We start from the raw sequence: 5268 nt of genomic DNA, 5'->3' as shown, positions 1-5268 counted from the left end.
GCGAGCTCGAGCATGTTCAAATGCCCGACCACATTGCTGCTGGTATAGGCGTGCGGGTTTTCAAGCGAATAGCGCACCCCGGCCTGCGCGCCGAGATGGACGATGCGCTCGAAGCGCTCGCTTTCCAGCGCCCCGGCGAGCGAGGCCATGTCGGCAAAGTCGAGTTTGCGAAAGGCAAAGGCATTGCCCGCGGTGCGCTCGAGCAGGTCGAGCCGCGCCTGCTTCAGCGCCGGGTCGTAATAGTCGTTGAGATTGTCGATCCCCAGCACTTCGTCGCCGCGCAGGGTCAGCGCACGCGCCAGCGCCGCGCCGATAAAGCCCGCCGCCCCGGTGACGAGGACCCGCATGGCCGCGTCAGCCTCCGTCGCTCAGGAATTCATAACGGAAGGCATCGCCGTCGCGCTTCACCATCCCGGCCGATGACCGGCGGAAATGCGCCGGGAAGCACACGATGTCGGTATCGGCGACCTCGTCCATGGTCCGCTTCCTTGTCTTGCAGGCCTCGGCACCGTCGGCATCGAAGGCGAAGGGCAAATCGTGGCGGATCAGCTGGACCGGGTGGTGGATCACATCGCCCCAGAACATGCCCGGCGGCCCGCCGGCCTGGGCGTTGACGGTGCAGCAGCCGGGAGAGTGGCCGGGGGCAGGCTGGAGCCACACCCCGTCGCCGATCTCGCGATGGACCACGAGGTCTTCGTCGACGATCTCGCCCTGGCCCTTTTCCATCACCGGGACGATCGAATCGAGGAATGACTGGTAATGCAGGTCCTCGCCTTCCGGATTGTCCTTGAAATAGTCGAAATCCTTGCGGCTGAAGAGGTAGCGCGCCTTGGGGAAGGTCGGCACCCATTTGCCGTTCTCGAGCTGGGTATTCCACCCGACATGGTCGAAATGAAGGTGGGTGCACATCACCAGGTCGATATCTTCCGGTGCGAAGCCCGCACGGCGCAAATTTCCGAGATAGTCGGTATCGAGCATATGCACTTCGGGCAGCAACCGGTCCTTGTGATTGCCGCAGCAGGTATCGACCAGGATCGTCAGGCCGCCGATCTCGATCACCCAGCTATGGACCGAAAAGGTCATGAAGCTGGTCTCGGGTTCGGCGGTGATTTCATCGGGCTGGTTGTACCATTGCATCAGCCGCTTGAGGTCGTCGGCGGTCGTGCCGGGCAACTGGCCCAGCAGCGGCACCGGGCTATCCATCTCGTGGACCTTGTGCACCCGCATATCGCCGAGCTCGATTGGCTTCATCGCATCACTCCCTGTTGCACTATCCATAAGGATGCGGCGGCGAAGGTCGAGGGGATTCGCCCTTTCCAGAGTCCCTTCGATCTGTTTATGTGAATTGGAATGCACAAGTCAGGGAGGGACGAATGGCTTTCGGGATTGGCAGGCGGATTGAGGCGAGGCTTCTGGCATGCGCCGGACTTGGTGCGGCGATGCTTGCCTATTCGGGAGGCAGCGCGACAGCGGTCGAAACCGAAATCCCCCAGACCAATCTTTATTGGGGCGATGTCCACCTGCACACGAACCATTCGCTCGACGCCTATATCACCGACAACCGGACGGTTACGCCCGACATGGCCTATCGCTATGCCCGCGGCATCCCGATCGAACAGCCGGGGCTCGATCGCAAGATCCAGATCCGCCGCCCGCTCGATTTCATGGCGGTAACCGACCATGCTGAAATGATGGGCATCTTCACCCTGCTCAACCGCGCGGACGAGACGCTCACCTCCACCCCCTGGGGGCGCAAGGCGCTGGCGGCCCACATTGCAGATCCAGGCCGCAACGGGGCGATGAGCGTCACCACTGCAGGCATGGCCGGTCCGCCGGCGCCCGAGCTGCAGGAAATGATGAGCCAGATCTATTCCGACGCTGTGCGGAGCACATCCTGGGCGGTCGAGATCGAGGCCGCCGAAAACAATTATCGCCCCGGCCAGTTCACCACCCTGTTCGGTTGGGAATGGACCTCGGTGGTCGATGGCGGCAAGAATTTGCACCGGGTCGTGCTGGCCAATACCGATAGCGAGGGCGCGAGCAGTTTCATCCCCTATAGCAGCCAGGACAGCCAGCGGCCGGAGGATCTGTGGTCGTGGCTGGGGGCAACCAAGGACCGCACCGGCATCGATTTCCTGGCCATTCCGCACAATTCGAACATTTCGGGCGGACTGATGTTCGAGCTGACCGACAGCGACGGCGAACCGATTTCGGCCGCCTATGCCCAGCAAAGGCAGACCTGGGAACCGCTGGTCGAAGTGACCCAGGCCAAGGGCACGTCCGAGACTTCCCCGGAAATTGCCCCCAATGATGAATTCGCGGCGTTCGAAATCCGTCGCAAGCTGCTGATCGGCACCCCGATCACGCCCGAACCGGCGGACTATGCCCGGTCGGCCTTGCGGCAAGGGCTCGAACTCCAGCGCCGCACCGGGATCAATCCCTACAAGTTCGGCTTGATCGGCTCGACCGACAGCCACACCGGCCTCAGTTCGGTGCAGGAATCCGATTTCTACGGCAAGCTGGTCTCCGACATTCCCTTGAGCAAGCACCGCACCGCGCCCGGCGAACGCCCGGTGATCTTCCCGGCCTGGGAGATGGGTGCATCTGGCCGGGTCGCGGCCTGGGCCACGGAGAATACCCGCGAGGGCATTTTCGCCGCGTTCAAGCGCAAGGAAGTTTACGCCACCACCGGTCCGCGGATTGCATTGCGGATGTTCGGCGGGTTCAATTTCTCGGCAGCCGATGCCGATGCCAGGGATATCGCCGCGATCGGCTATGCGAAGGGCATCCCGATGGGCGGGGATCTTGCCTATGCTCCTGCGGGCAAGGCACCGGGTTTCCTGATCCACGCCGCGCGCGATCCGCTCTCGGGCAATCTCGACCGGGTCCAGGTGATCAAGGGCTGGATCGATCGCCACGGCGAAACCCACGAGAAGATTTTCGAGGTCGCCTGGTCGGGCGATCGCGAGCTCGATCGCGACGGGAAACTGCCTGCGGTCGGCAACACGGTCGATCTCGCAACCGGGTTGTGGACCAACACGATCGGCTCGGTCCAGCTGGCGACGGTCTGGACCGATCCCGAATTCGATCCGCGCCAGGCTGCCTTCTATTACGTCCGCGTGCTCGAGATCCCGACGCCGCGGCATTCGCTGTTCGACGCCATCGCGCTGGGGATCGATGTCGCAGCGACCGGCCAGCCGGCCACGATCCAGGAACGCGCCTATTCCTCGCCGATCTGGTACACCCCGGCAGGTTGACGGCTTGGATTGACGGACCGCACCGATGGACTTTGCCCGCGGGATCTTGCGCGATCCGTTGATCCATTTCCTGATCGCCGGGGGTATCCTGTTCGCATTGTACGGGCTGATCGGGCCGGGTGACCGCCGCACGCAGGACGAGACCACCATCGTCGTCGACGAAGCGACGCTGGTCAATTTCATGCAATATCGCTCGCAGGCCTTCGAGCCCGGCTATTTTGCGGCCGCCTACAAGGCGATGTCGCCCGATGAACGCCAGCAATTGGTCGACTCCTATGTCAGGGAGGAAGCCATGGCGCGCGAGGCGCGGGCGATGGGGCTCGACGAGGCGGATTTCGTCATCCGCCAGCGCCTGATCCAGAAGATCCTGTTCCTCGTCGATGGCCTGGCGGTTGACATCGAGCCGCCGGGCGACCGCGAGCTTGAGGACTATTTCGCGGCGAATGCCGAGCAGTACCGCAAGCCGGCCGAAGCCAGTTTCACCCATGTGTTCGTGGATGACGAGATTGCCCATCCGGGCGGCGGCGAGCAGGAAGCGCGGCGTATCCTGGCGCGGCTCAACGCACGCCAGGCGGGCTTCAACGACGCCCCGCAATTTGGCGACCGCTTTCCCTATCTCCAGAACTATGTCGGCCGCTCCGAGCAATTCATCGCCAACCAGTTTGGGTCGGCCTTTGCCGAAGAGCTGATGAAGCTGAGCCCGTCGGCGAGGTGGCAAGGGCCGATCCGCTCGCAATTCGGCTGGCACGTCGTGCTGCTGACCGAGCGGAGCGCAGCCGGGTCGCCGAAATTCGATGAGGTCCGGCAGCAGGTGCTGAGCGACTACATGGCCGAAAAGACCGGCGAGGCGCGCGATGCTTCGATCGCCGATCTGGTCGAGCATTATGACGTCAGGATCGAACTGCCCGACGGCGCCCTGCCGGAGAGTGGCGGTGATTAGCGTCATGAAAGCGGCCTTGGGCTCGCTGGCCGCCTTGCTGCTGTTCATCCTTGCCGCTCCCGCATTTGCGCATGATGCGCGGCCGCTCGCCATCACGATCACCGAACAGCAGAACCACCGCTACCTGGCACAGCTGCGCGTTCCGCCGAGCGTCGCCTACGACAACCAGCCATCGCTCGCATGGCCGGAGAATTGCACGCCGGCGCTCGACGAGGAGGGCCAGCCGATGCCGGTTATCGGCGGGCGGCAGGTGGTGACCTGCGAGGGCGGGCTTGCGGGGCGCGAACTGTCGATCGGTTACGCGATCTACAATCCTTCGCTCGCAACCTTGTTCAGGCTCGAACTGCGCGATGGCTCGGTGATTACCCAGCTGCTGACCCCCGACCAGCAGCACTGGACCGTCCCGCAGGAACCCAGCCTGCTGCAGGTGGCGCAGGATTATCTCCAGCTCGGGATCGCGCATATCTGGACCGGGATCGATCATTTGCTGTTCGTGGCGGGGCTGTTGCTGCTGGCGGGGACCATGCGCCGCGTGCTGTTGGCGGTGACCGGTTTCACCATCGCCCATTCGCTCACCCTGTCGCTCGCCGCGCTCGACCTCGTGCGGCTGCCGATCGCCCCGGTCGAAGCGGTGATCGCGCTTTCGATCCTGTTCCTTGCGCGGGAGATCGTCGCTCCTCATCCCGACGGCCTCGCCGCGCGGCATCCGATCCTGGTCTCCTCGAGCTTCGGCCTGCTCCACGGTTTCGGATTTGCCGCGGTGCTGCAGGAAATCGGATTGCCCCGGGGCGAGCTGGCCACCGGGCTGTTGTCATTCAACATCGGGGTCGAGATCGGCCAGATCCTGTTCATTGCGGCGGCGCTGGCGGCGTTCTGGGCTGCGAGAAAGGCGTTGCGCCTGCCCCACAGTCTCTCTTTCGAGATCGAGGGGAGATTGCGGCTGGTTGCCGGTTATGCGCTGGGCATCCCGGCCGCCTATTGGTTCATCGAGCGGTCGCTGCCAATCTTTGCGTAGCTCGCGCCAGCCCGCCCGACGCTGTCCGGTGACAATGGTTCTTGGGGACTGGTGCG

At 63.7% G+C, this 5268-nt stretch carries 5 protein-coding genes; 3 read left to right on the top strand and 2 right to left on the bottom strand.

Annotated features, from left to right (window positions below):
* The coding region (locus AC16XC_RS12475; protein ID WP_484034986.1) for a GDP-mannose 4,6-dehydratase at nucleotides 1-347 on the bottom strand (347 nt) is incomplete at its 3' end.
* Between the two features lie 7 nt (nucleotides 348-354).
* Entirely contained in the window at nucleotides 355-1251 is an 897-nt protein-coding gene (locus tag AC16XC_RS12470) for an MBL fold metallo-hydrolase (protein WP_484034985.1), read from the bottom strand.
* Nucleotides 1252-1373: 122 nt separating this feature from the next.
* Here AC16XC_RS12470 and AC16XC_RS12465 point away from each other — a divergent pair, with 122 nt between their 5' ends.
* From AC16XC_RS12465 to AC16XC_RS12455, 3 genes are read left to right on the top strand one after another with little or no spacing between them, the layout of a single operon-like run.
* Complete coding sequence (locus AC16XC_RS12465) at nucleotides 1374-3257, top strand: DUF3604 domain-containing protein (RefSeq protein WP_484034984.1); 1884 nt, start codon at nucleotides 1374-1376, stop codon at nucleotides 3255-3257.
* A gap of 25 nt (nucleotides 3258-3282) precedes the next feature.
* Entirely contained in the window at nucleotides 3283-4197 is a 915-nt protein-coding gene (locus AC16XC_RS12460) for a peptidyl-prolyl cis-trans isomerase (protein ID WP_484034983.1), read from the top strand.
* 4 nt (nucleotides 4198-4201) lie between these two features.
* Nucleotides 4202-5212 (top strand): HupE/UreJ family protein, encoded by a 1011-nt coding sequence (locus AC16XC_RS12455; RefSeq protein ID WP_484034982.1) that lies wholly within the window; start codon nucleotides 4202-4204, stop codon nucleotides 5210-5212.
* Nucleotides 5213-5268 lie beyond the last annotated feature (56 nt).

This window comes from Candidatus Andeanibacterium sp. (assembly GCF_057143545.1).
The sequence above is the reverse complement of the archived record's forward strand: the minus strand, read 5'-3'. Positions and strand labels throughout refer to the sequence as shown.

Bases quoted from the DNA above. Each gene is read 5' to 3' on its own strand.
- AC16XC_RS12470 (WP_484034985.1), bottom strand. From the start codon at position 1,251: ATGAAGCCAATCGAGCTCGGCGATATGCGGGTGCACAAGGTCCACGAG.
- AC16XC_RS12465 (WP_484034984.1), top strand. From the start codon at position 1,374: ATGGCTTTCGGGATTGGCAGGCGGATTGAGGCGAGGCTTCTGGCATGC.
- AC16XC_RS12460 (WP_484034983.1), top strand. From the start codon at position 3,283: ATGGACTTTGCCCGCGGGATCTTGCGCGATCCGTTGATCCATTTCCTG.
- AC16XC_RS12455 (WP_484034982.1), top strand. From the start codon at position 4,202: ATGAAAGCGGCCTTGGGCTCGCTGGCCGCCTTGCTGCTGTTCATCCTT.